Origin of the sequence: Hyphomicrobium sp. (genome assembly GCF_019744875.1) — a bacterium.
GTDB lineage: Bacteria > Pseudomonadota > Alphaproteobacteria > Rhizobiales > Hyphomicrobiaceae > Hyphomicrobium_C.
On the sequence record NZ_JAIETU010000005.1, the window covers coordinates 1 to 25,061 of the forward strand.

Here is a 25,061-nt window from a genome sequence, read left to right on the forward strand (position 1 = left end):
GTTTTTTCGCCAGACTACGAGGAAGCCACATCACCGTCCCGCTTGCTCGCTCAATTACGGTAGCTCCGAAAACCATGCCCCGATACGGGCAATTCTCGTCGAGAAGCCCCTGAGAAACTTTTCTGAAAACACCATTGAAACTAGAACAAACAGGGAACATATGCTAGGATTCTGAGACTGGAGAAAGCCAGTTTTCAGGCTCTTTTGTATCAGTGCGTAAAGGACATCTCATGACCGCAAACGTCCTCGAAAAGTCCCCCGCCAGACCCGTCACCCGCCCCATCAAGAACGTCCCCCTCGCCTGCCTCAATTTTTCGAAAATCAACGTCAGGAAGTACAAGAGCAAGGATGTGTCCTCGCTTGCCGCCACCATCGCATCGGTCGGCCTCCTGAACCCCATTCTGGTCCGCCTCGACACGGACGGCACCACCTACGAAGTGGTTGCCGGTGAGCGCCGCACGCTCGCATTCCAAAATCTCAACAAGGCCGGACACCCCGACACCGACTCCATCCCCGCCGTCATCCTCGAACCCGGAGACGACGCCCTGGCCATCGAAGCTTCGCTTGCCGAGAACGTCGAACGGCTGCCGATAGAGATGTTCAACGAGATGGACGCATTTCTCGCCCTCAAGAACAAGGGCCGCAGCGTTGCGGACATCGCCCATGCATTTGGGATTTCTGAGCAGCTGGTCAACCGCCGCCTCGCCCTGGGTGCCCTGATCCCCGAGATCAAGAAGCTCTACCGACAGGGAGACCTTAGCGGTGCCGACGTTCAGCTACTCACCCTCGCCAGCAAAGAAAAGCAGCGCGCCTACGCAACGGCCCGCCAGAACGGCGAGAATGTTCCGCCGAGGTGGCAGTTGCGCGCGTGGCTGCTGGGCGGCGCAGCAATCAAAACATCCGTCGCACTGTTCGACATCGCCGACTACAAAGCGCCCATCGCACACGACCTGTTCGGTGACGACGCCTACTTCTCGGATGCCGAAGAATTCTGGCAGCTCCAGAACACCGCCATTGCCGCACAAAAGGAGCAACTGGAAGCGAGCGGCTGGTCCGCCGTACATGTCATCGACCCGTCCGAGCATTATCAAAGTTGGAACTACAGCCCTCTCACCAAGGCAAAGGGAGGCCATGTCGTCATCAATGTCTCCGCAGACGGTAGCGTGGAGACCACGAAAGGTCTTGTGCACAACGACGACCTACGCCGCTTCACTAAGAAGGTCGACAAAACGGCTGCAAGCGAGGGCGATGGCGAGAATGACGGCGGTGACGGAGACGAGGCCGACGAGCCTGCGACCACCGAACGACCGGAGCTTTCCGAACCGCTTGCCAACTACATCGATCTCGTCCGCCACTCGGCCGTCCGTGCCAAGCTTGCCACAACGCCAAAGCTTGCGCTCCGGCTTGCCGTCGCTCAGCTCGCCGCCGGATCGACCCACTGGCTAATCAAGCGTGAACCCCGCCGCGCAACCACCGACAAAATTGCTGCAGCCCTTTCCGCCCTCCCGGCCGACCGCGCGTTTGCCGAACAGCGCGCCGCTGTTATTGCCCTACTGCCCCAACAACCCACCGAAGAGGGCGAGGATGAAACCTCGGGAGACGATGCCCTCACCGCCTCTTCCTGGGACCACAGCCGCACCGGCATCATCTTTGCCCATCTCCAGACACTCTCCGATGCTGACGTGCTGCGCCTGCTCGCTGTTGTCACCGCCGAAACGCTCGCCCTGGGTACCGAGATCGTTGACGCCCTTGGCACTGCCATGAACGTCGACGTGACGAAGACATGGGAACCCGATGACATCTTCTTCGAGCTTGTCCGCGACAAGCAGGTTTTGAATGAAATGCTGATCGAGGTCATCGGCAAGATCCACGCCGAAACCTATCTCACTGACACCGGCACCAAGAAGAAGACCATCATCCGCAAGGCGCTCGCAGGCGACGGCCGGGAGAAAGTCACCGACTGGCAACCGCGGTGGATGGTATTTCCCGCCTCCAGCTATACCGATCGCCCTTTGACGAACCGGCGCAAGCCAACCGCCTGAACATGTTGACATCGACTGGCTGCAACCGCCTTGCGCAAGCGAGGCGGCTTTTTGTAATACCGCCGATTATATCGCGGATCTCCAAATTGTTTGCGAATTCGCCTTTGGCCGTCGCGGCCCGCATTTGCGAGCTCCAGAACACGCTTTCACTCTCGCGCGCCGAAACGATCGCACGGGTGCTTGGCCCCGCACGATGAGCCTACGAGCGCCAACGGCTACCTTTGATCCATCGTCCGGTGCGCCTCACGGGAGGCAAGAACGGTACAAGTCTTGATCAGGGGAGCGACAGCAGTTCCACCTCGTCCCATGCATATCCTCCGGGGCGATGTGTTACCTGGTATTTGCGTCCTTCAACCTCGATTACGTCATTAAAGGCTACCTGTTGCCCCTTTCGCTTCTGTATCTCCAGTGCGGCCTCATAGCCCGCAGCGATCTCAAAGGCATCTGCAAGCGGTCGCCCATCCTTTATGTTCGACGCCACTAGAGCTGCAGGATCGGCGCCGTATTCTGCTGCGAAGCCTTCCGCCGTGCGAACTTCGAAGACGCGACCTGCTCCAAGTTCCGTTATCCAGATCACACTTCGATGCCCAATCTGCATTGAAGAATTCCCTTCAGTTCCGCTGCATGCGCATACGCTCGCGGAGTTATTGACCGCTTTCGCCGCGCGCCGAATCGGACTCGGCGCAAGTCATAGAGCGCGTCCGGGCCCAAGCACGGTCACGTGTCAGAGAGTGCGGGCTCACGCCGCTCTACCGGTGACGGTCATTTCCGTGGCTCCTTCCATTTGCCCGATCTCAGCAAGACGGATCTTGAGATCCGAGAGACTCAAGTCATCGAATGGAAGGTTGAGGAAGGCCGTAAGACGGTTCATCAGCTGTCGGTACGCTTCCTGGAAGGCAGCATGCTTTTCCTCAACGGGGCCCGCCACAGAGGCGGGATCGGGGATGCCCCAGTGCGCGACAAGAGGGTGACCAGGCCAATGGGGACACGCCTCACCGGCCGCTCTGTCGCAGACGGTGATGATGAAATCCATTTTCGGCGCACCGGGCTCCGCGAATTCCATCCACGACTTCGAACGGAGGCCACGGGTGTCGTAGCCCAGATCGCCAAGCAGCTCGAGACCGTTGGGGTGGGGTTTGCTTTTTGGACTACTGCCGGCTGAATAAGCGTGGAAGCGGCCTTGGCCTTCACGATTGAGGATAGCCTCCGCCATGATTGAACGCGCTGTGTTGCCTGTGCAGAGCACCAGCACATTGTACCGCTTCCTGTTCAGATCCTCCTCGCTGCGTTTGCGGGGGAAAGTCGTGGCCTGGCTTTGCGTTGTTGAGGAAGCCTTGCGTGGTCGCGCCCGCCCCTGATCCAGGAATGCCTCGGCAGCCGCGAGCCGGACCGGATTGGCCGCGAAGATGATGGACCGGCCTTCGCGCCTCGACCGCACGAGCCCAGCACTCTGGAGCAAGGACATATGCGTGGACAGCGTATTGTGAGGAACGGCTAGCAGACGGGAGATATCACCAGCGGCAAGCCCGAAGGGCTGGTAGCGCAACAGCAGCCGATAGGCCTCAAGCCGTGTCTCCTGAGACAATGCCGCGAAGATGGCAGCGGTTTCTGCTGCCGAAAGCCGATTGTTTCCGTTCATGCCTGCTGGTCGGTCCGTGTTCAAGATGCGGCAGCTGTCTCCGCGGAGGTGCTGCCAATGTCGTCCAACCTCTTCTGCAAGGTCAACCGGTCAAGGCTGTGGATCGGAAGATTGACGAAGATCGAGATACGCTGATTGAGCATCCGGTAGGTATCGGCGAACGCAAAGCGGCGCTCGGCCTCGGTACCGGTAGCAGCAACCGGATCGGGGACACCCCAATGGGCGGTCATCGGCTGCCCCGGCCAGAGCGGACATGCCTCGTTGGCGGCATTGTCGCAGACGGTGAACACGAAATCGAGTTCGGGAGCGCCGGGTTTTGAGAATTCCTCCCAGCTCTTCGAGCGAAACTTGCTCGTGTCATAGTTGAGGTTACCGAGCAGATCGAGCGTATAGGGATGCACCTCACCCTTGGGCATCGACCCGGCGCTGTAGCCTTTGAACTTCCCGATCGCTTCACGGTTCATGATCGCTTCCGCCAGGATGCTGCGAGCGGAGTTACCCGTGCAGAGGAAGAGCACATTGTAAGGACGGTTCATACGAGCCTCATAAGTATCTTTATGTCGAGATATATCGATATATTGTGGACGATGGCAAGCCGTTTTCAGGCTGGATGGATCAACTCACGTGCTGTGAACGCGGGGCATAAGCGTACTGCTGTCGTCGCGCTTGCGACGCTTCTCCGTCGGGTCAATGCCGGTTGAGATCAAGTAGACGCTCTCGGCAATGTTCGTCGCGTGATCGCCGATGCGCTCGAGGTTCTTTGCACAAAACAAGAGGTGGGCGGTCTGAGCTGCCCGACTTCCGTCGCTTTCGATCACGCGAAGCGCATCGGCAAAGAATTCGGTGTGGAGTTCGTCCAGCTTTACGTCGCTCTCGCGAACTTCGAGGGCCGCCTCAGGATCCCGGTGATCATAGGCCTGCAAGACCTGCGAGAGTTGATGAGAGGCCATTGTCGCCATGGCGTCCATACGGACGGCGAGGTGATCTGGGAGGGGGTGTGGACCCAGCGCTTCGGCGCGCTTGGCGATGTTCTTTGCAAGATCGCCGATGCGCTCAAGCTCCGCCGCGATCCGGAACGCGCCAACGATTTCGCGCAGATCAATCGCCATGGGCTGACGGCGCGCGATCAGGGTCACCGCTTCTTTCTCAATCTGTGTGTCAAGCAGATCGATTGTGTCATCCTCAAGGACCGTGAGGCGGGCTAGGTCGACGTTGTGGTCGACAAGGGCTTTGATCGCGCCCGAGAGCTGCTCGGCGGACCTTTCGCCCAGGATGCCGACTTTGGCTCTCAGGCCTCCGATTTCATCGTCAAAAGAGCGCACCGTGTGTGGATTTTGCATACGAGCCGGCCTCTCAACTTTGCACGTCAGCCGAACCGGCCGGTGATGTATTCCTGCGTCTTCGGGTGCTCGGGTGCCGTGAAAAACTGCTTCGTAGGCGCGTATTCGAGCATTTGACCGAGATGCATGAAGGCCGTGAAGTTCGAGATGCGGCCGGCCTGCTGCATGTTGTGGGTGACGATGACGATCGTGTAGTTGAGGCGCAATTGATCGACGAGTTCCTCGATCTTCGCCGTCGCAATCGGGTCAAGGGCGGAGGTCGGCTCGTCAAAGAGGATCAGGCCCGGGTTGGGTGCAAGCGCACGCGCGATGCAAAGCCGCTGCTGCTGTCCGCCCGAAAGGCCGTAAGCAGACTGGTGAAGGCGGTCCTTTACCTCTTCCCAGAGCGCAGCCTGACGCAGGGACTGCTCGACACGCTGCTCGACGATGGCTCGTGTCTTGACTCCGCGGATGTAGAGCCCGGAAGCGACGTTGTCGAATATCGACTTCGGAAAAGGATTTGGCTTCTGGAACACCATGCCGATGCGCAGGCGGACCAGCATCGGATCGACCCCGGGCCCAACAATATCCAGGTTTTCCGGATAGAGGGTGATGCTGCCTTCATATCGATTGCCAACATAAAGGTCGTGCATGCGGTTGAAGCAACGAAGCAGCGTGCTCTTGCCGCATCCCGAAGCGCCGATCAACGCCGTCACTTGGCGATCGACGATGGGGAGATCGACGGATTTTAGGGCTTGGCTAGTTCCATAGTAGAAGCTCAGCTTCTTGACCTCAGCGCGCAACTGAGCCGCGTTGTGCGCCAGGTCGGCCTGAGCCACTCCGTCTACGCTTCCGTGCATGAATGTCTCCGGTCGGGTAAATTCGGGTTTCATCTGATGCCCTTGCGAATTTTGTAGCGCAGCCAGATCGCGAGCCCGTTCATAAGCAGCGTCATCGCGAGAAGGATCAGGCCCGTCGCTGCGGCGTTGACGTGGAATCCCGCCTGAGGACGCGAAATCCAGTTGAACATCTGGATAGGCAGCACCGTGAATGGCGAGTTCAGCCAGTCGGCGTTGACGTAGGGAAAGGTCGACTGAATTGGCGACGGCGGCAGGAAGGCGATGAAGGTGAGTGCGCCGATTGTGATGATGGGCGCTGTCTCTCCAATGGCCCTGGACATCCCGACGATAGCTCCCGTGAGAATGCCGGGCCGAGCGGCGGGAAGGATGTAGCCACTGACCGTCTGCCATTTGTCGGCACCGAGACCGTAGGCGGCTTCGCGGATTTCGAGCGGAATGGAACGGACCGCCTCCCGCGTTGCGACGATAATGATAGGAAGGATCAGCAGCGCGAGCGTCAGGCCTGCCACGAAGATGGTCTGTCCCAACTGGAAGGTCTGGACGAAGAGACCGAGCGCAAGCAAGCCGTAGATGATCGACGGCACACCCGCGAGATTGGAGACGTTGATTTCTATGAGGTCGGTGATCCAGTTCGTCCTGGCGTACTCCTCAAGATAGAGACCGGCGGCGACGCCGAGCGGCACGGCCATCGCGGCAGTGACCAGGATCACAAGCGCGGTACCGACCCACGCCGATAGAATGCCCGCCTCGCCCGGTCGCCTGGATGGGAAGCTCGTCAGGAAGTCCCTATCGATGCGCGCCATTCCATCGATGGCAAAATCGACGATCAGGGCCATCAGAACGATCATAGTGACGATAAGGACAGTAAGACCGATGAGGGCAAATCTGGTCTCCGAGCGATGTGCCTTGCGCACGATCTCATCGTCCGACAGTGCGCGTGCCTGCGCTTCTTGCGTCACGATTGCTTGCTCGGTCATCAGTAGACCTCCCGGTACTTACGGCGCAGCCAGAACGCGAGGATGTTGAACAGGAAGGTGATGACGAAAAGCGTCAGCCCTGCCGCAAAGATGGTGAGGTACGCGATCGATCCGTGCGGGAGATCGCCAAGGCTGATCTGGACGATATAGGCGGTGATCGTCGCCGCACCCTCGAGCGGGTTGACCGCAATCTTGGCTTGCTGGCCGGCGGCGATGGCAACGACCATTGTCTCACCGACCGCCCGCGACATGCCAAGGATGTAGGCGGCCGTGATGCCGGAGAACGCACCCGGAATGACGACCCTGACGCTTGTTTGAAGGCGGGTAAAACCGAGCGCGTAAGCGCCTTCCCGCAAAGAGTTGGGCACCGCACGCATGGCATCCTCGCTCACGGATACGATGAATGGCAGTATCATGATGCCGATGACGATGCCGGGCACGAGAAGGTTGAATCCCGAAAGTCCCGGAATGAATGTCTGGAACAGCGGCGTGACGAACAGGAGCGCGAAGTAGCCGAACGCAACCGTTGGGACGCCGGAGATCAGCTCCAGGATCGGTTTGATTGCTTCCCGCACCTGCGGCTGCGCAAACTCGCTCAGATAGATTGAAAGTATCGTACCGGCCGGAACGGCAACGATCAGCGCGATCGCCGAGGTCATCAGCGTGCCGGACACAAGCGTCATGATCCCGAAGTGCTTCTCCTGGAAGACCGGCGTCCATTGCGTGTCGGTGAGGAAATCGACAATGGAGACCTGGGCGAAGAAGTGCGCTGCCTCGCTGACGAGCACATAGACGATGCCGGCGGTGACCAGGATCGAAAGGCTCGCCGCCAGGAACAGAATGCAGCGCATGGTGAGATCGACCAAACGGCGGCGCTTCAGAAACGCCTCGGAGACTTCGAACGGATCGGCGGCAGCGGTGGCATGGGATTGCGAGACCACAGGTCGCGCTCCTTTATGTTATTGAGAAAAGACTGGCAGGGAGCGGAGGGCTCCCTGCCAGCAACGAGATCAGTAGACCAACTGCTCTTTCAGAAGATCGTCCACGGACACGCCGATCTTGGAGCCCGTAAAGCCTGTTCCGATCTCGCGATTTGCGAAGCGCTGCTTGAACGCCTCGATGGCGTTCTCCGGCAGCGGGACGTAGCCAACTTCCTTCACAAGCTCGATGGCGTTCTTCGTATTGAGGTAGAACTCCACGAACTTGGCTACGGCCGGCTTTTCCGTCGCCGACTTCTTGTTGACGTAGATGAAGATCGGGCGCGAAAGCGGCTGGTACTTGCCCGAGCGGGCGTTCTCGACGGTAGGCTCTACGGCCGGGGCATCATCTTTCGCCTTGATCTTCACCGCTTTCAGCTTGTCGGCGTTGTGCTCGAAATAAGCGAGGCCGAAGAAGCCGAGCGCATTGGGATCGCCTGCGACGCCCTGGACGAGGACGTTGTCATCCTCGGACGCCGTGAAATCGCCGCGGCTCGAGTGCTCTTTTCCAACCGTCGCCGCAGTGAAGTAGTCGTAGGTGCCCGAGTCGATGCCGGCGCCAAAGAGAACAAGCGGCTTATCCGGAAAACCCGCGCGGACCTGGTTCCAGTTGGTGATCTTGCCCTGGGCCTCCGGCTCCCAGATCTTCTTGAGCTCTGCGACAGTGAGTTGTTCGGCCCATGTGTTCGACGGATGAACAATGACCGTCAGTGCGTCGAGTGCAACAGGAAGCTCGATGTACTCGATGCCAGCTTCCTTGCAGACCTTCTGTTCCTCCGCCTTGATCGGCCGCGAGGCGTTGGAAATGTCTGTCTCGCCCCGGCAGAATTTTTTGAAGCCACCGCCGGTACCCGACATTCCGACCGTGATCTTGATGTCCGGGTTTGCCTTCTGGAACTCCTCGGCCATCGCCTCGGTCACCGGAAACACCGTGGACGAGCCGTCCGCTGCCACGATGGTCTGTGCCATGGCGGCATTGACGGTCAACAGCGAGGCGGAAAACGCGATTCCGCCGATGAACGCTTTGAAACTCATGTCGCTCCCTCTCTGATCGGTATGAAAGCCGATATTTGATATGTCGAGAGATGCCGACATATCGGGGCGCAGGTAGCAGTTCTTTGTCGTTATGTCCAGAGTTATCGACAAGTGATTTGATTTTTCTTGCACGTTTCAAGAATCGTTGTAGTGTTGGGATATGGATATCGATACCGCCGTTTCCTCGCTCGCCGCGCTGGCGCACGAACACCGCCTTCGCATCTTCCGTCTTCTCGTGCGGATGGGTCCCAATGGCCTCCCCGCAGGAGAGATAGCCGAGCAGGTCGGTGCGACACCGACCGGCGCGTCCTTTCACCTGAAAGAGCTCGATAGGGCTGGCTTGATCCATGCGACCCGGCAAGGGCGCTACATCCGCTACGCGGTTCACGTCGAAGGCATGCGAAGGCTGTTGGATTTTTTGACCGAAGACTGTTGTCAGGGGCAGCCGGAACTCTGCGGGGCTCCGGTTCGGAAAGCCAAAACACTGGCAACGAGTAAAGGAAGCGCGAGATGACGGCCCCACACGAGTCTGTTTCAGCCCAGCCATCAATGCCATTCTTCGAGCGTTACCTGACGCTCTGGGTGGTGCTGTGCATGGTCGCCGGAATTGCGCTCGGCCATTTTCTGCCAGGCGTGTTCGAGGCGATAGGGTCCGCCGAGATTGCCAAGGTCAATCTCCCAGTGGCGGTGCTGATCTGGCTGATGATCATCCCGATGCTGGTCAAGATCGACTTTTCCGCCCTGCATCAGGTCAAGTCCTACTGGCGCGGCATCGGCGTCACGCTATTCATCAATTGGGCGGTGAAACCGTTCACGATGGCCGCCCTTGGTTGGCTGTTTATCGGCTACCTCTTTCGGCCCTATCTTCCAGCCGATCAGATCGAATCCTACATGGCGGGGCTGATCCTGCTGGCTGCGGCGCCCTGTACAGCGATGGTCTTTGTGTGGAGTAACCTCACCCGGGGCGAGCCGCATTTCACGCTGTCTCAGGTAGCCCTGAACGACACCATCATGATATTCGCGTTTGCGCCGCTGGTGGGTTTGCTCCTTGGGCTTTCGGCGATCACTGTGCCGTGGGCAACGCTTGTCCTTAGCGTCGTCCTCTACATCGTCATCCCGGTTCTGATCGCTCAGATAATCCGCAAGGCCATACTTCCGCGGGGCGGGCAAGAAGCCTTGTCGAAGATTCTAGGGGTCTTGCAGCCAATTTCCCTTCTGGCGCTTCTGACGACGCTGGTCCTGCTGTTCGGGTTCCAGGGACGGCAAATCATCGAGCAGCCACTCATCATCGGTCTGTTGGCAGTGCCTATCCTGATCCAGGTCTACTTCAATTCCGGACTGGCCTATCTGCTCAATCGGATTGTCGGCGAGCAGCATTGCGTGGCCGGCCCGTCTGCGCTGATCGGTGCCAGCAACTTCTTCGAACTCGCCGTCGCAGCAGCCATCAGCCTTTTCGGCATCAATTCCGGCGCGGCACTCGCAACCGTCGTGGGTGTCCTTATCGAAGTACCGGTGATGCTGTCTGTCGTTTACATCGTGAATGCCTCGAAGGGCTGGTACGAGGACGGCATCAAAAAGGCGTCTAACAAGCAGCCCCTGGAGCACGTTTCGTGAGCACGTCGCCAGAGATATCAATTTATCACAATCCGGCCTGCGGAACCTCCCGCAACACGCTGGCCATGATTCGCCAGAGCGGCGCTGAGCCTCAGGTTATCGAGTACCTGAATACACCTCCCAGCCGGGCGGAGCTGGTCGACCTTATTGGCAGGATGGGAATCACCGCGCGCGATTTGCTGCGCCGTAAGGGAACGCCCTATGACGAGCTTGGTCTCGACGATTCCGCGTTGAGCGATGATGCGCTGATCGACGCCATGATGGCGCATCCGATCCTCATCAACCGCCCCATCGTCGTCACGCCGCTTGGCGTCAAGCTCTGCCGCCCATCCGAAGCCGTGCTTGACATCCTGCCCAATCCTTCGATCGGTGACTTCACCAAGGAGGATGGAGAATTGGTGCCCGGAAGGAACGGCGAATGAACGAGTTCACAGTGTCAGCATTAAGCGACCTGCCCAATATCGAAGCCGGTTCTTTGCGCATCCCCCGCGCGGCGGATGCGGAGAAGAAGGCCGCGCTCACGCACAAGCCGCGTATACTTCTGCTCTATGGATCTCTGCGCGAACGATCTTACAGTCGCTTCCTGGCGCTCGAGGCGCAGCGTCTCCTCGAGTTGTTCGGTTGCGACACGCGAGTTTTCGATCCGCGGGAGTTGCCGTTGCCCGATGGTGCGCCCGACACCCACCCGAAGGTGCGCGAGTTGCGCGAACTGGCCGCGTGGTCCGAAGGCATGGTGTGGTGTTCACCAGAACGGCATGGCGCCATGTCCGGAATATTGAAGGCTCAAATCGATTGGATTCCGTTGTCCGTAGGGGCCGTCCGGCCGACGCAGGGCAAGACGCTCGCCGTCATGCAAGTCTGCGGGGGATCGCAATCGTTCAATGCCGTGAACCAGATGCGCGTCCTTGGTCGCTGGATGCGCATGTTCACGATCCCGAACCAATCTTCTGTCGCCAAAGCCTTCAACGAATTCGACGACACCGGGCGCATGAAGCCGTCATCATATTATGACCGCGTGGTCGATGTGATGGAGGAACTCGCCAAATTTACGCTGCTGCTTCGTGGCCGCGCACCCTATCTCGTCGATCGCTACAGCGAGCGCAAGGAAAGCGCCGAGGAGCTTTCAAGGCGCGTCAATTTCACGGCTGCGGTGACGCATGAAGTCGATGCCCCCGTGGCTGACACGACGCCGTGCTGCGGGACCAGTTGCTGTGCGCCAGAACAAAATGGCCGATAGTGGCTCGTTACGTTGCGTCACTGTGTTCTTTGCGGGGGCTTTTCAAACCGGTCCGTCCCTCCTTCACACAGACGATGCGAGACACCGTCGAACTCGAGATTCCAAGTGCCGATGCGATTTGCACCTGCTTTACGCCCTGATCACATAGAACCCGGGCCGCTTCTATCTGTTCGGGAGTGATCGCACTCGGCCGACCAAGACGCACTCCCCGCTCTCTGGCTGCATTGAGTCCGGCCTTCGTCCTCTCCGCGATCAACGAACGTTCGAACTCCGCAAGCGCGCCCATGATCTGAAACATGAGCCGGCCGGTGGCATTGGTCGTATCGATCGTCTCCGTCAAAGAGCGAAAGCCAACCTTTCTGACGTGAAGCCTCTCGATGGTTCCTAGCAGATCGAGTAGAGAGCGTCCTAAACGGTCCAATCTCCAGACGACGAGCACATCACCAGCCGACAAAGACGACAGCGTCTCCTCCAGCCCCGGCCGACGGAGCGCCAGACCTGACAACCCCTGATCTTGAAATATCACGTCACATCCCGCCGAGCGCAGGGCGTTGATCTGGAGATCCAGGTTCTGATCATCGGTCGAGACACGCGCGTATCCGACACTTCGGCCAAGCTTCATGTTGAGCCGCCCCAACCCCAGCATTCTCGGGACATGATCATAAAGATCCGGCGCAACCAAAAACGGTCGTTTTTGAATGCGAGGGTTTTTGACGTAACGTTGGGAAAGGTGATCAAATAGGGAAATGCCATTTCAATGATTTACGTGGATTGAAAGGCTATTAATAATTCATTCATTTGAATTATAGTAGAATTAAGCGTAATCCCAGAAACGACCGTTTATGCACGGCGAGCGAGGGAAAGGGGGCGAGGGAGACTGCACGAAGTTTTATCGACTACGCCATTGCTGGACGCGCTGCCTGCTCAGCACGTCGCTCGCTTGCGAACACTCGCCGAGCTGCTGACCTCGTTAGCCGGAACTACAATATCGCCCGAGGTACTGGCAGGCGCCGCTTGCCGCCATCCGCGTCTGCTCCGCCTTCTCCCGGAAACGCTTTGCAACAACATCGCGGAAGTATCTGCGCTCCTGGATTTAACAGCAGGTATCTACCTCCGGGCCGCTCTCAAGAACCCTGCCCTTTTCTACCAATCACCGGCAACCGTCGACGAACGGATCTGCAAGATCGCTGGCGAACTGCGCATCGATCGCGCGGCCGTGATTTCCGCTGCGCTCCGGTCACCCGGATTGTTTGTGGCAGCGCCGCACACGGTCGCCGACCGGGTTACCGAGTTGCAGGGCGTCCTCGACCTCCCACGCACCGAATGTGTCGCGTTCGGCCTGAACAATCCCACGACATTGCTGACATCGCCTGCGGCCTTGAAGGATCGTCTTGCGGAAATCGCCGCCCGGCTCGATGCCCCCGTTAACGATATCGTCCACGCTGCCCGGCGCGCGTCCTCTCTCTTGTCGTTCACGCCGCAGCGCATACAGGCCACTCTCGATTGCTTGACGGACGGCCTTGGGCTTACGCCCGCGGAGGCGCGTCAGCTCTGGCGTCGGTCTCCGCACGTTCTCACGCGCGATCCGGAAAAACTTATCGACCGCTTCAATTCTCTGACGGACGCCCTGCCGATCGCGGCATCGGATCTCAAAAAGATAGCTCTCCAAACGGCGACGATCCTCGAGGTTCCTGCCGCCGCGACCCTGCAACGCATCGAGAATCTCGCAGAATTGCTTGGCTTAGAGCTGAAGGCAGCGGTGCACCTCATTGTTGCCCGTCCGAGCCTCGCCAACGTCAAACGCGCGACCATGGAAGTCCGGTTGGAAGATCTTGCTCGGTCCTTCGGCGTGCCCAAAGCCGCAATCGTCACCGCGGCTATCAAGTATCCGGATATTCTCACAGCCGATCCTGAAACCATCATCCGCAACGTTCATGGTATTGCTGACGCGCTCTCCCTTTCGGCGGAGACGATCGTTCCGGCAGTCTTGCGGTATCCGCAGTTGGCGACCTGCGCACCGGGCACCCTTGTCGCGCGCCTGACCGAGATTTCTGCGATCCTTCGGGTGCCCTTCGCGCGCTGTGTTGAAGCCGCCCTCAAATCACCGCCGATCTTCGCGCTGAGCCCGGCCAACATCGCCACAAAGGTGGCTCCGCTCGAAGCGTTGATTGCCGTCGCGCAGCCCGGCGGCACCCTTGCCCATCTTCTGATTTCCATGCCAGCCGCCCTGACCTATGCGGTGGCGCGGATCGAATCCCGCATCGATATCGCGCACGCGTATCCGGGCCGTTATTCCCTCAGCGTCCTGCTCTCCATGCCGGCCGCGAAGGCAGACAACCTTCTGTCTAACCGACAGCACCATCAACAAGGAGCAGGCCGCCTCTCTCTACTCTCAATACCACCTGCCCCCAAAACCGTTCCGGCAGGGAGATACGCATGAGCTTGCGCCACATGGTCGAAACCATTCGCTACTCGCAATCGGGGAACGTGTTCTTCGCGCTCTTCGGGGCCGTCGCCCTCGTCGGCGTCGTCGGCGCATCCTCCATGCAGATCATGAAGGGACCAGTCAGATCGATGTCCGAGGTGACCAAGCGCACGGTCGCCGAGAACAACATGATCGCCTCCGCCAAGCTGGCGTTGATCGCGGCCACCTCCCAATCCGATTCCGGCGACTGCGACGCCGACGGCTATGTCGAACCGATCCCCTTCGAAGCTTCCGCCACCGGCGCACCGGCCGGCGGGGGACATCTTCCCGCCGCGATCGGCGCGGCGATGAACGATCCGTGGGATACGCGGTACGGGTATTGTGTTTGGGACCACGGTGCGATTACGGCGGGCTGCGGCGGAGGCAACTACCTGACGGGAGAAAACGGCGCGACGGGATATGCGATCGCGGTGATTTCGGCGGGTCCGGACAGACAATTCCAAACGGCGTGTAACGCCTATCCCTCGGCGGCGGCGCTCGACAAGACGCCGGGCACGGACGATATCGTGCTGGGTTATACGTACGGTGAAGCCTCTGCGCTGGCCGGAGGTCTGTGGAACCTGAAATCGGGCGACGCCGAAACGGCGGAGATCAACCGCAACCTCGAAGTGAAGGATGAAAGCGGCAACGTGACCTTCGCGTTGGACGCGCAAAGCGGTTTGGGCGATTTCATCGGCCTGACCACCGGTTCGATCGCGGGCAAAAGCGGCCCGCTGGATGTAACCGGCGGCCTGAAGTTTGAAAGCGACAGCATCGCGCTGAACGATGCCTGTACAGAAGAAGATTCCTTCGCGTTCGACACCGCCACCGACACGCTGGTGCGCTGCGACGGGTCCATCTGGGTTCCGTCCGGCGGTTCCGACAACCTGGGCAACCACGAAGCCACAGAAAATATCCAGCTCAAAGGTTTCTGGCTGTCCAACGACGGCGGCGACGAAGGCCTGCAAGTTGCGGATGACGGCGCGCTGGCGACGTCGGGCGATATGACGGTCAATAACAACCTGACGACGACGGGCGGGGCCACGGTCGGTTCCACGCTGGGCGTGACGGGCAATACGACGCTTTCCACTGTTACTACGTCCGGTCTGGCGACCTTGAACTCCGCCAGCGTGACACAGAACGCGGGCGTGGGCGGCACGTTGAACGTGACCGGCGGTACGACGCTGACCTCGCTAACGACATCGGGTGCGGCGCAGATCAATTCCGCCCTCATCGACACCACATTGGGCGTCACGGGCGCGACGACGCTTTCCACCCTGCAAACAACCGGCCTGTCGACACTGAATGCGTTGGCGGTGACGAACAACGCGGCGGTCGGCGGCACGCTGGACATGACGGCAGGCAAGATCACCAACCTGCTCGATCCGACGCTGGCGCAGGACGCGGCCTCCAAGGCCTACGTCGATGCGCGCGTGGCATCGGGCACGGGCTTCACCGAAGCCGACCCGCAGGTGGGCACGATCCAGTCTTCGAAATGGTGTATCGGGAACAACGACGGCTCGGCCATCGTCTGCGACCAGAACATGCCTGTCCCCGCGGATACGCTGTCGGGTCTGTCATGTTCTAGCGGGCAGGTTCCCAAATGGAACGGCACGGCCTGGGCCTGCGCCGCGGATAACGCCAGCGGGGGCAGTGGTGGATCCGGCAGCACGGTTATTGAAAACTGGCCGGATGCGATCAAGTGTACTAATGGCACCGTCCAACTGGTGTTGGTGGCCTCTCAGGTAAATTCCGCAGACAGGGGGCTGTACGCTTACCCGTTCGGTCCTGCAAGCTACAATGTTCAGTTCAATGGCAGCACACAGGCTTATCAAACGCATACGGGTATGGCGGGTTACGACTGCATAAGCAAAACCATTGCCCAGCTTTATACCGAGAATAAAGCGTTCAATTATGTCGGCGGCGGATCGGGCGGCGTCGCGGACAACCTTGGGGATCACATCGCGACGCAAAGCGTTCGCCTGTTCAAGGCCACGGGTTCCGCAGGGACGGTCGTTGCTGGCACGGGCGATGATCTCGGCAATCATACAGCGACTACGACCCTGCTCATGGGCGCAAACGTCGTCGATTTCTCAGAAGCGGCCACCGACAAGGTTCTCTGGTATTCCAACACCTATGGGACGGGGGTTGAATCCGGCACTCTCACCAACTGGGCCGGTACGAACCACAGATGGCGCATCGGCGGCACATCCGTGTCGACAGGCACTCAGCAAATGCAGCTATCCGCAACCGCTCTCACTGTCGGGGGGGCGACGTCCGGCGGTGTGGTGAATCTTGGCGCAGAAGCTGCCACGAACGAAGGTGCGCAGATCAATTGGTCCGGTGCCACAGGCTACCCCGTCTGGTCGACGGACGTTCATCAAGGCGACTTCCGAATTTTCAACACCAGTAATTCGCCAAATACGCTCCATTTGTTCAGCATGGGAAGCTCATCCACAAACCTGTCGGTTCAAGGCACGGTGACGGGCGGATCCTTTGCGGGCTCCGGCGCGTCGCTGACAACTCTGAACGCGTCGAACCTGGCGTCGGGGACAGTGCCGACGGCACGCCTAGGAACGGGTACGGCGAACGCCACGACTTACCTGCGCGGTGACGGCACGTGGGCCGCCGTGTCTGGCGGAGATAATCTGGGAGCTGGCGGATCGACAACCGGACGGATTATTTCGACGGGAGGACTGGCGGAATCGCAAGCCATGGCCACCGCAACTTCTTCACTGGGGGCCTTTGAAGCAAGATCGCTCGGTACGGGCGGAACAGCGGGCGCGGCATTCGTCACATTTCATCGTCCGGGCTCATATGCCGTCTACTTCGGTCTCGATACCGACAACCAGCTCAAGATCGGCGGATGGAGCATGGGAGCGGCGGCGCACAAGGTCTGGCATGCCGCCAATGACGGAACAGGCTCGACCCTAGACGCAGACCTGCTCGACGGTCAGGACAGTGCCTACTACCGCGATGTCTCGAACCTCAACGCCGGCACGGTCGCGGCGGCGCGTATGCCAGCCCTAACAGGCGACGTGACGATGACGGCGGGAACGACGGTGACGAACATCGCCGCCAACGCCGTGACGACGGCAGAGATTGCGGCAGATACGATCGTGGCGGCAGACATCGCACCGAACGCGGTCACATCTTCGGAACTCGCCGATAGCGTGGTCACCATCGCCAAACTTTCGGCGACGGGTACGCCGAGTGCCACGACCTTCCTGCGCGGGGACAATACATGGGCCGTGCCTGCAACGGGCGGTCTGGTTGGCACGGCATCGATAGTTTCTCAAAACCTATTTCGTACACGAACCACCATCAGCTGCCCGGCTGGCACTATTCGAGTCAGCTGCAGTCATACACCGAACGGATCATTCTCCTCAGGCTCTGCAGAGCCAGCTTTGGGAGTAAGACCGGTCGGCACAAACGGGTGCGAATGTTCATACGATACGAATAGTTCCACCTGCTACGCGGTTTGCCTTCAATAGTCCGGGCGCGTGGCGGGTTTCCGCGCGGATAGATATTTCAACCGGAACTCCGGTCCAACAAAACAAAGAAACGGTGGAGACATGAGAGCAGAAAAAACGGGGAAGAAATTGGGATCGCTGATCCGGCTGAGGGGAATCGCCGCGCTTGCGCTGGTGATGCTCGCGCCTCTCGCAGCGAAAGCAGACTGCACGACGCCCGCCGGGGTCGAAGCCGACATGTATTACAACACCACCTACAAACGCGTTCAGTTCTGCGACGGCACGAACTGGATCAACTTGGGCGTCAGTTTTGCCGGAACCGTCGACAACCTCGGCAACCACACGGCCACGCAAGCTCTCGACATGGGCGGCTTTGCGGTTACCAACGCCGGCGCGATCACGGGCTTATCATTTTCCGGTGTCGGCACGGCGCTGACGGCGCTCAACGCATCTAACCTTGGCTCCGGCACAATTCCCAACGCACGTTTTCCTGCAACACTTCCTGCTGTGTCCGGCGCGAACTTGACATCCCTGAATGCTTCCAACCTTGCTTCCGGTACCGTGCCCACCGCGCGCCTCGGGACTGGTACCGCGGACGGGACGACGTATTTGCGCGGTGATGGCACATGGGCAGCCATCTCGGGTGGCGATGACCTTGGTAACCACACGGCGACGCAGACTCTCGTGCTGGGCACAAACTGGATCAATGGAGATTCGGGAGCCGAAGGTATTTCCGTGAGTACCACCGGCCAAGTTCGAATTGACCAGGCCGGTGCCGGAAACACCTATGACGTCTGGATACAGGGCGGTTCGGGTACAAGCGGTGCGACGCGGAGGCTGGCATTGCTCGGGACTGAGGCCGGAATGCTCCACCTGAACTATGCGGGCGAATACGCCTCCGGCGTTACCATCGGCGGGCCGATCACGATCACGGCGGGCGCGTTGACCGACAACTCCATCCTGACGGCGGATATCGCAACGGGCGCAGTGACGACGACGGAAATCCTCGATGGAACGATCGCCACGGCAGATCTGGCGGCGGATTCCGTCACCACGGCAAAAATCGCGGCGAACTCGATCACTAACACCGAGATTCTCAACGCGACCATCGTGGCGACGACCAAGCTCTCGGCAACCGGTACAAAAAGCGCCACGACCTTCCTTCGCGGGGATAATACGTGGGCCGTGCCGGCGAGTGGTGCTTTGGCGGTAACGACGGCAACATGCCTCAAGACCGGCCTGGGCAGTCAATCATGTACCGCCACTTGCCCGGCCACTTATCTTCGGACCGGCTGTAGCGGAAATTCCGGAAACTTGGACGTTTCGCCATCTGGCAGCACCGCATGCGCATGCACAGGGCAGAACGGCGTTGAATGTTTTGCCTACTGCGCGAAATAGCGAGTGGATGAAGGACTTAAACACCTAACAAACAAAGCGCAACCGGTGACGGCATGAGAGCAATATAAACGGGATCGCTGATCCGACTGCACCTGACCGACTAGCACGGATCACTTCGAACTTTTTGGGGTCATGAGCTCCGCTCAGGTTTGCCACCAATCAATGCCCGGATTGACGACCGCGTTTGCGCCGCGACGAACCTCAAAAACATGAACGCCGTCCCAGCTTTCGCCGAGCAAAACCCACATGGTCTCGCTCTTGTTCGATATTTCCTCGCAACGCACCATCTCGGCGAACACCATCATCCTGTCGTCGTGAAACCTCTTAACCCAATAGGCTCCTGCGGCATCGACTTGAAATCGATGCCACCAGGCATTGCGCCGCGCCGCCGCGTCTGCCTCCCGGCGTTTTAGAACTGACTGCGGATGATCGCGCGCAAGGACATCAACGACACGTATCGGAACGTGGTCGATACCGTCCCCAACCTCTTCGTGCCGAGTCGCCAGCAACACGCGGCTTCCGCCCGGCGACAGGACGTCATAACCGTTGGCGCACGGCAGCGTCGCCTGCACGAACCGATCCGAGACAAGAAATGCCGAACTTCCGAAATGCATGCGGCACCATCCGCATTCAAGACGCTCACCCGCATTGAGCGCCACACTGCCGAGACGAGCCGCCCACGACAGCGCCTCCTCGCAAACCTCTTCTGCCGCCGCCAGTCGCGGCAATCCCACCGATGCCACCGCTCCCACGGCCGCAACACCCAGCATCAACGTCCGCCTTGAAATCTTTCGCATCGCTCCTCCACACGTCGTCGTTTCGCTGTGCCTGTTCTCCGCCTGCATCGGTCACCTTTGTCGGCCTACCTAAGCGGTCTTTGACCCCCATCTCACGTGCCGATGGCCTTTCTACGCCGTAAGCACCACTGACCCTCACTCGGCCGCCCGGAGCAGCGGTTTCTTCACAATGCTCTCTGCGCCGGCGCGCGGGCGCTTCAATGCTCCGCACGGACTCTGCTCACGCAGGCCGCCCTCGCCCCAGCTCGGGTTCCGCGCCCGCTTATCCGCCGCCCCCGGTTCGCATCGAAACCGCTCATCCCGGGCGGTGCAACCGGAGGGACTTTGAGCATGACGACGAAATTGAAAGCCACACACGCGCCGAAGCGCGATCTCCATCAAACCATCACCGACCGGCTCGTCGCCGCCATCGAAGCCGATCCCGGCAAGCCGCAAATGCCTTGGCGAAAAAGCGGCGCACCGCTGTGGATGCCGGAAAACGCGATGTCGAAGAAACCCTACAACGGCATCAACGTCGTCAACCTATGGGTCGCCGCCGAGACGCGCGGCTTCTCCTCGCCAGTCTGGGCTACCTACAAGCAGTGGGCCGAGATCGGCGCGCAGGTCGTCAAGGGCGCCAAGAGCGAACTCGTCGTCTTCTACAAGGAATTCGAGGTCGAGCCTGCGCCCGATACTGCCGACGATGACGGCAAACGCCGCGTCGCGCGCGCGTCCTTCGTCTTCAATGCCGCTGAGGTCGAAGGCTTCTCGCCGCCGCCCGAACCTGTGCGCCTTGGGCCTATCGAGCGGATTGATGCCGTCGATCGCTTCATCGCGAATACGCAAGCCATCGTCAAACACGGCGGCGATCGCGCCTTCTATCGCCCGTCGACCGATCACATCCAGATGCCGGACGAGGAGTTGTTCACCGGCACCGACACGATGACTCGTGACGAAGGCTATTTCGCCGTCCTCTGTCATGAGGCGATTCACTGGACTCTTCCGAAGCACCGCTGCGATCGAAATCTCGAGCCGCGGTTCAAACGCGATGCCTATGCCGCCGAGGAACTTGTCGCCGAAATTGGGGCCGCATTCCTCTGCGCTGAGCTCGCCATCACTCAGGACACGCGTCCCGATCACGCGCAGTACCTCGCCAACTGGCTGCAAATCCTGAAGGACGACCCGAAGGCAATCTTCACCGCCGCCGCCCGGGCCTCGCAAGCCGTCGCCTACCTGAAGTCCCTCCAGCCGCCCGAATGACGGGCCGCTCTCTCTTTCCATCATCTCCGATCACGGGAGCCGCTGCGCTGGCGGGCGTTCTCGCGCCCTGCCCTGCTCTCTCCATGCTCCCGGTGGGCGTCACGCGGGCACTGTGCGCGCGTTCGGCCGCCTCACCGCGTCAAGGCACCGGCTTCGCCTCCGCCGCACGCGGCGGTCCTGTGACGCCGGCGGCAACGCCGCGCGCCTTTCGTGCCCGACGCCCCAATCCCGGGGCGCAAAGCGAAAGGCACGACATGAATGACCGCATCAAATCCCTCTCAAAGCTGCTCACTGGACTATCGCCCCGCCACGACACATTCACGGTTTTCAGCGACTTCGTCGCGATGACCGCAACGTCAATCAGCAACGCCGTGGACAGGACTAACAGCGCCGCCCGGGAAGCCGCGTACATGGCCATCATCAAACGCTACGATCGCAAGGAAGATCTGGAAGTCTTTCCGCGAGCGTTCGCGGAATTGACCCTCGCACTCGAAGACGACATGAGTGACGTGCTCGGCCGCGTGTTCCACGAGTTGTCACTTCAGAACAAATGGGCCGGGCAATTCTTCACACCGGATCACATCTGTCGCCTGATGGCTGGGATCTCTCTCACCGACGACCTCAAGCAAACGATTAAGGATCGTGGGTTCATTCACGCGAGCGAGCCGTGCGTCGGCTCTGGCGCCATGAAAATCGCACTTGCCCACGCGATGCGCGAAGCGGGCTTCAACCAGCAGCAAACGCTCCACGTCACCGCCGTCGACGTCGACATCCGTGCCGTGCACATGGCCTATATACAGTTGTCGCTGCTTCATATCCCGGCCGTTATCGTGCACGGGAACGCCCTCACGCTCGAGGAATGGAGCCATTGGCACACGCCGGCGCGCGTACTTGGCGGCTGGCGATTCCGTATCGAGCCAGACAAAGTGACGGGTATCATCGCCGATTCCGCGCCCAAAGCGGCCGGCGCGCCGCGCGGCAAAGGGCAGCTCGAGCTCTTTTGAGGCTCGCCTTCATCCATTCCAGCTCAGTCGTGACCTGCCGAATGCCTGCAATTCCGCAACCTCGATATCGCTCAGCCGCCGATGCAGACGGCTGGGGCGCGACGCTTCCGGCGTCGCCGTGCTGACATCGAGCGAAATGATCAGGAACGCCTGCCAGCCTTTGGGCCTCCTCACCGCATGAGCAATAACGCTCGCGCCTTCCGGGACTTCCACTAACCTGGAATTCTCCAGGCACACGCGATGCAGCAGCACGTCTGCACTTACCAGATCGCCGTCCGGCACGATGAATCCATAACCCTTCACCGGGTCGTACCATTTGATGCGCCCGGTGAAGCGAACCAGACCCGGACGCTCCGGTTCGCCGGCCGCTCGCCAACGGGAGAACGGCAGCGCCGCAGCCGCTGCACATGTCGCCAGGCCCATTGTGACGTGCCGCCGCGTCAGAAGATTGATCATCGCACACCCCGCACGCTAAACGCCGAAGGCTTCCTCGCGCATCTCGAGCAGACGCGAATGATAGACATCGTCGAAGCCAGCGGCCTCGTATTCCGCCAGCTTCTGCTCATCAGCCGATAGATCAGGCCAGTGAACCGAGAGAAGAACGCTGACGCCGATCAACGTGCGCTGCGCCTTCGCCCAGTTTACGGCCCTTACGCGATTGATTGACGATCTGGGCGCTGCCTCGATGACATCATCAATGGCAAGAATGACATCCTGCTCGCGATCGCGGGCTTGCGAGCTCGTCGGATCGTCAAACCGGTCGAGAAAGCTATCGAGAAGATCCTGCGGATTATCACCTGTATCCGCGAACCACTTCTCAACTCGCAGCCGCATGGCTTCTTCCTTCATGTCAAACCGCACTCCTTACGCCAGCAAAGAAAGGGCGTATCCAAGTGCAAAGGCCAGAGAGGAAAACAAAAGGCACTGCCCGAATGACACCGCCCACCCCCTCATCATGACCCCACGAGCCTCCGCGGTTCGTGCCCTCAACACGAGTGACCAGTACTTGCCGACCGACTCGAGATGCAGGCCGGTACCGCCAAGCAAGATCAACCACGGCTCGCCGCCGAAAAAAGCCGCCGTCGTGACCGCAAGCAGCACCAGGAACCCCATCAGGCGGCAACCCGATCGGTCAGGCGCACAACCGGTCTTGACCTGTATTTGTCCGCAATGGGTCGCTTACCATACCACCGGGTCCCCGGACGGTGCTTTTCGATCGCTTTGATTTGGATATGGCCATTCACATCGTAGGCTAGGCGCACCCGCGCAAACGTCGGCAGCGGCAGCTCTTCGATCCCAGCTGCCAGCAGCACCTTGATCGGGCACCCCATCTCATCTGTCTCCGACGTGATGGAACGAATGCGCTCGGTCCTGAGATCGTACCCGATAATGTCGACGAGATAGCTCTGCTCCCACAGAGGATCAGGCGCCCCGTCGATGCTTATAATCTGGACAACTTGGGGACTACACTTCGGTATGGGCTTGGCAATGCACGCCACGCGAGTTCCCATCCGCGTCGTGGTGTGGCCTGTCTCTTCCAACAGCTGCGGCGTGAAAACCAGGTCCCGCATGCGTTCTCCGTCCGGTCCTTTCCCCCTTATCGATCCCAGCCCCCACTTCTCACAAAACCAACTCACATGGCCGGACACCGCGAAGTAATCCGGATGTTCAATGGAGACGGTCGAGATTGTCTTCGCTGCCGGAAAGCTGACGGCGATAGCCGCTCCGCCCCCGATCAATGCCGCGCGACGTGACATCTGCGTTGCCATGCACCCCTCCACGCATCACAAACCGAATAGAGATTGCCGCTCCCAAATCATCGCGTGCATCCACGACTGGTCGCGATGCATTTCAATGCGCCACGAAACAAGCTGTTTCATGTCCGGCTTCAATCGCGGCCAGTACACCGTCATCATGAGCCGCCACGATAGGACAGAGTCCGCCATATCCCACCACTGCAGCGCCCGCCATCGATTGATATCCGTCGGGGGCAGCGTGATCATGGTCGCGTCGATCAACCGGATCAATTCAGCGATGGACGCTTGCGTGGCGGGCTTGCCGGTGCGGGCGTGATTCATCCGCAGAAGCGCATCGAAAAGCTTGTCAACGTCGTCGTCCGGCCCCCAGAACCATGCCAACACGAACGCTTCCTGCTCGGAGTAGACCATGTGCCACCGTGATGCGCTCGCCTATCGGAGCGCTTTCATCCGCGCCTTGAACGCATCTTCGGCGCATTCCTTCCGCGACGATCCCGAATACCGATCGCACGCCTTGAGCTCCGCCACCGTCAGCAGGCGCTCGCGCGCAGCCCCATCAATGTCCGGGATTTTCGTCATCACCATGTTCTTGCTTGCCGGGCCATTCGGAAACAGCGTGCAGAGTGACCGCATCTCATCATAAAGCGCGTGCAGCGGTGGCCGCGTTTGGCCGGCACCCAATATCTTCGCCTCTAAGGCGTCGTCGTACTTTTCAACGATGCACTGCGCGAGAGCGGGATTCTTCAACTGGACGGCCGCGAACGTGAACATGGTCCGCATCCCAGCAAACAGGACCATCGACATATCGGTATTTTCCCAGCTCGGTGTCGATGCCTGGGACATCGCGGCGGTACGCCACTCAGCCGCTGAAGGCTTCGAGGTCGCACCATCCGGTTCGGCGCACATCTCGTCGAACAGCGGTATGGCGACCGTCTCGGGAAGCTTGTCCCGATGCATCCACAGACTGTAGAGCACGACTCTCTGCCCGAGCGGCGAGCCGAAGTACGAGTCGGTGATGCAAAGTCCTTTCTCTTCTTCCCCCGCCCCAGTGAAAAGGAGTGAAAGCGTTTCCATCACGGCTTCGAAATAGAAATCTTCTCGGGCAGCCGTGGCTTCGATAACCGCTTGCGGATTGTCAGCCCTCGCTGTCCCCGCCAAACCCGCCAATGGGACAGCCCCCCACCCGACAACACGCCACCACAGGACCGCGATAGGTACACAAGCACCAC

The 25,061-nt window shown here is 59.9% G+C and carries 26 protein-coding genes; 10 read left to right on the plus strand and 16 right to left on the minus strand.

Features of this window, described 5'->3' with window-relative positions:
* The first annotated feature begins 230 nt into the window (after positions 1-230).
* On the plus strand, positions 231-2,042 hold the full coding sequence (locus K2Y42_RS10050; RefSeq protein ID WP_291151826.1) for a ParB N-terminal domain-containing protein: 1,812 nt from the start codon (positions 231-233) through the stop codon (positions 2,040-2,042).
* A gap of 274 nt (positions 2,043-2,316) precedes the next feature.
* On the opposite strand, the gene K2Y42_RS10055 is transcribed toward K2Y42_RS10050, so the two are convergent.
* The 8 genes from K2Y42_RS10055 to K2Y42_RS10090 form a co-directional block, all read right to left on the minus strand.
* Positions 2,317-2,640, minus strand: a complete 324-nt coding sequence (locus K2Y42_RS10055; protein WP_291151829.1) for a hypothetical protein — start codon at positions 2,638-2,640, stop codon at positions 2,317-2,319.
* Between the two features lie 141 nt (positions 2,641-2,781).
* On the minus strand, positions 2,782-3,681 hold the full coding sequence (locus K2Y42_RS10060) for a helix-turn-helix domain-containing protein (RefSeq protein WP_291151832.1): 900 nt from the start codon (positions 3,679-3,681) through the stop codon (positions 2,782-2,784).
* 20 nt (positions 3,682-3,701) lie between these two features.
* Entirely contained in the window at positions 3,702-4,217 is a 516-nt protein-coding gene (locus K2Y42_RS10065) for an arsenate reductase ArsC (RefSeq protein ID WP_291151835.1), read from the minus strand.
* Positions 4,218-4,301: 84 nt separating this feature from the next.
* Positions 4,302-5,021 carry a phosphate signaling complex protein PhoU gene (phoU, locus tag K2Y42_RS21255; RefSeq protein ID WP_366512379.1) on the minus strand — a complete coding sequence of 240 codons (720 nt, stop codon included), beginning with the start codon at positions 5,019-5,021 and terminating at the stop codon, positions 4,302-4,304.
* A 26-nt stretch (positions 5,022-5,047) separates the two neighbouring features.
* Positions 5,048-5,860: a phosphate ABC transporter ATP-binding protein PstB gene (pstB, locus tag K2Y42_RS10075; protein WP_291151840.1), complete on the minus strand. Its 813-nt coding sequence runs from the start codon at positions 5,858-5,860 to the stop codon at positions 5,048-5,050.
* A 29-nt stretch (positions 5,861-5,889) separates the two neighbouring features.
* Positions 5,890-6,837 carry a phosphate ABC transporter permease PstA gene (gene pstA / locus K2Y42_RS10080; RefSeq protein WP_291151843.1) on the minus strand — a complete coding sequence of 316 codons (948 nt, stop codon included), beginning with the start codon at positions 6,835-6,837 and terminating at the stop codon, positions 5,890-5,892.
* The gene (pstC, locus tag K2Y42_RS10085; protein ID WP_291151844.1) at positions 6,837-7,778 is read right to left on the minus strand and encodes a phosphate ABC transporter permease subunit PstC; all 942 of its coding nucleotides are present in this window, start codon (positions 7,776-7,778) and stop codon (positions 6,837-6,839) included. The genes pstA and pstC overlap by 1 nt, the downstream gene beginning before the upstream one ends.
* Positions 7,779-7,847: 69 nt before the next feature.
* Positions 7,848-8,849 (minus strand): PstS family phosphate ABC transporter substrate-binding protein, encoded by a 1,002-nt coding sequence (locus K2Y42_RS10090; RefSeq protein ID WP_291151846.1) that lies wholly within the window; start codon positions 8,847-8,849, stop codon positions 7,848-7,850.
* 160 nt (positions 8,850-9,009) lie between these two features.
* On the opposite strand from K2Y42_RS10090, the gene K2Y42_RS10095 reads away from it, so the two are divergent.
* Genes K2Y42_RS10095 through arsH form a run of 4 tightly spaced genes read left to right on the plus strand, consistent with a single transcriptional unit; the run spans position 9,010 to position 11,700 of the window.
* Positions 9,010-9,363, plus strand: coding sequence for a metalloregulator ArsR/SmtB family transcription factor (locus K2Y42_RS10095; RefSeq protein ID WP_291151849.1), 354 nt, complete (start codon positions 9,010-9,012; stop codon positions 9,361-9,363).
* A 35-nt stretch (positions 9,364-9,398) separates the two neighbouring features.
* Complete coding sequence (arsB, locus tag K2Y42_RS10100; RefSeq protein ID WP_291154013.1) at positions 9,399-10,463, plus strand: ACR3 family arsenite efflux transporter; 1,065 nt, start codon at positions 9,399-9,401, stop codon at positions 10,461-10,463.
* A complete protein-coding gene (gene arsC / locus K2Y42_RS10105; protein WP_291151852.1) occupies positions 10,460-10,885 on the plus strand; it encodes an arsenate reductase (glutaredoxin) in 426 nt (141 codons plus the stop codon). The genes arsB and arsC overlap by 4 nt, the downstream gene beginning before the upstream one ends.
* Positions 10,882-11,700 (plus strand): arsenical resistance protein ArsH, encoded by an 819-nt coding sequence (arsH, locus tag K2Y42_RS10110; RefSeq protein WP_291151855.1) that lies wholly within the window; start codon positions 10,882-10,884, stop codon positions 11,698-11,700. Before arsC ends, arsH begins: the two co-directional genes overlap by 4 nt.
* A 7-nt stretch (positions 11,701-11,707) precedes the next feature.
* Here arsH and K2Y42_RS10115 read toward each other — a convergent pair whose 3' ends face one another.
* Complete coding sequence (locus K2Y42_RS10115) at positions 11,708-12,322, minus strand: recombinase family protein (RefSeq protein ID WP_291151858.1); 615 nt, start codon at positions 12,320-12,322, stop codon at positions 11,708-11,710.
* 282 nt (positions 12,323-12,604) lie between these two features.
* On the opposite strand from K2Y42_RS10115, the gene K2Y42_RS10120 reads away from it, so the two are divergent.
* The 3 genes from K2Y42_RS10120 (at position 12,605) to K2Y42_RS10130 (ending at position 19,035) form a co-directional block, all read left to right on the plus strand.
* On the plus strand, positions 12,605-14,140 hold the full coding sequence (locus K2Y42_RS10120) for a hypothetical protein (protein ID WP_291151861.1): 1,536 nt from the start codon (positions 12,605-12,607) through the stop codon (positions 14,138-14,140).
* Entirely contained in the window at positions 14,137-17,658 is a 3,522-nt protein-coding gene (locus K2Y42_RS10125; protein ID WP_291151863.1) for a hypothetical protein, read from the plus strand. The genes K2Y42_RS10120 and K2Y42_RS10125 overlap by 4 nt, the downstream gene beginning before the upstream one ends.
* Before the next feature lie 81 nt (positions 17,659-17,739).
* A complete protein-coding gene (locus K2Y42_RS10130) occupies positions 17,740-19,035 on the plus strand; it encodes a hypothetical protein (RefSeq protein ID WP_291151866.1) in 1,296 nt (431 codons plus the stop codon).
* A gap of 143 nt (positions 19,036-19,178) precedes the next feature.
* Here the strand turns inward: K2Y42_RS10130 and K2Y42_RS10135 are convergent, their stop codons facing one another.
* Complete coding sequence (locus K2Y42_RS10135) at positions 19,179-19,832, minus strand: hypothetical protein (protein WP_291151869.1); 654 nt, start codon at positions 19,830-19,832, stop codon at positions 19,179-19,181.
* A gap of 330 nt (positions 19,833-20,162) precedes the next feature.
* On the opposite strand from K2Y42_RS10135, the gene K2Y42_RS10140 reads away from it, so the two are divergent.
* Together K2Y42_RS10140 and K2Y42_RS10145 are read left to right on the plus strand one after the other, a co-directional pair.
* Positions 20,163-21,071: a zincin-like metallopeptidase domain-containing protein gene (locus K2Y42_RS10140; RefSeq protein ID WP_291151871.1), complete on the plus strand. Its 909-nt coding sequence runs from the start codon at positions 20,163-20,165 to the stop codon at positions 21,069-21,071.
* Between the two features lie 254 nt (positions 21,072-21,325).
* Positions 21,326-22,075 (plus strand): N-6 DNA methylase, encoded by a 750-nt coding sequence (locus K2Y42_RS10145; RefSeq protein WP_291151872.1) that lies wholly within the window; start codon positions 21,326-21,328, stop codon positions 22,073-22,075.
* Positions 22,076-22,084: 9 nt separating this feature from the next.
* Here the strand turns inward: K2Y42_RS10145 and K2Y42_RS10150 are convergent, their stop codons facing one another.
* The 6 genes from K2Y42_RS10150 to K2Y42_RS10175 are packed head-to-tail and all read right to left on the minus strand — an operon-like array spanning position 22,085 to position 24,999.
* Entirely contained in the window at positions 22,085-22,531 is a 447-nt protein-coding gene (locus K2Y42_RS10150; protein ID WP_291151873.1) for a cold shock domain-containing protein, read from the minus strand.
* A gap of 15 nt (positions 22,532-22,546) precedes the next feature.
* Positions 22,547-22,924, minus strand: a complete 378-nt coding sequence (locus K2Y42_RS10155; RefSeq protein ID WP_291151874.1) for a hypothetical protein — start codon at positions 22,922-22,924, stop codon at positions 22,547-22,549.
* Positions 22,925-22,939: 15 nt separating this feature from the next.
* Complete coding sequence (locus tag K2Y42_RS10160; RefSeq protein ID WP_291151875.1) at positions 22,940-23,188, minus strand: hypothetical protein; 249 nt, start codon at positions 23,186-23,188, stop codon at positions 22,940-22,942.
* Positions 23,188-23,844 (minus strand): hypothetical protein, encoded by a 657-nt coding sequence (locus tag K2Y42_RS10165; RefSeq protein WP_291151876.1) that lies wholly within the window; start codon positions 23,842-23,844, stop codon positions 23,188-23,190. The genes K2Y42_RS10160 and K2Y42_RS10165 overlap by 1 nt, the downstream gene beginning before the upstream one ends.
* 15 nt (positions 23,845-23,859) lie before the next feature.
* Positions 23,860-24,243: a hypothetical protein gene (locus K2Y42_RS10170; protein ID WP_291151878.1), complete on the minus strand. Its 384-nt coding sequence runs from the start codon at positions 24,241-24,243 to the stop codon at positions 23,860-23,862.
* Positions 24,244-24,264: 21 nt separating this feature from the next.
* Complete coding sequence (locus K2Y42_RS10175) at positions 24,265-24,999, minus strand: hypothetical protein (protein WP_291151879.1); 735 nt, start codon at positions 24,997-24,999, stop codon at positions 24,265-24,267.
* Positions 25,000-25,061: the final 62 nt, after the last annotated feature.